Source organism: Aeromonas sp. sif2416 (genome assembly GCF_019218665.1).
GTDB lineage: Bacteria > Pseudomonadota > Gammaproteobacteria > Enterobacterales > Aeromonadaceae > Aeromonas > Aeromonas encheleia.
This window is the reverse complement of sequence record NZ_JAHUXC010000034.1, coordinates 1-475: the sequence shown is the minus strand read 5'-3', so window position 1 is coordinate 475 and position 475 is coordinate 1. Positions and strand designations below refer to the sequence as shown.

Genomic DNA, 475 nt, shown 5'->3' with positions numbered 1-475 from the left:
CTGGCCGTGCCCACGTAACTCAGCAGCGTCAGCACCCCTTCGCCGGTGTTGACCGTCTGGCTACCGTTAAACCCTTGCACCTGGGCCAGGGTGTAGCTGGTCCCCCCTATCACCACATTCAAAATCCCGTCCGTGGCCGACACCGTGAAGCTACCCGCCACCGTCTCGCTGTTGGCCGCCGCATTCGAGCCATTCGGATTGAGGCCTGATTCGTACACCAGGTGATCCGGACCCGTCGTCGCCGCCGTCACCACGCTGGAGCTGTCATCCGCCCCCTTGATGTTGATGGTCAGCTTGGCGATGCTCTCATCGCCGTCCGCATCCTTCATCGTGTACCAGACGTCGTAGCTCAGGTTGGAGCCCGCCGTCAGCGCCTGGGTCGCCGCCTTGCTGTTGTCCAGCACATAGGTCCAGGCGCCGGTGGTCGGATTTTGGGTGAAGGTACCGTAGCTGCCCAGTGCAGCAACCGCAGCAC

1 protein-coding gene is annotated in these 475 nt (G+C 62.9%); it reads right to left on the bottom strand.

Features of this window, described 5'->3' with window-relative positions:
• A partial coding sequence (locus KW821_RS21410; protein WP_218292855.1) for a VCBS domain-containing protein occupies positions 1–475 on the bottom strand: 475 nt, incomplete at both ends.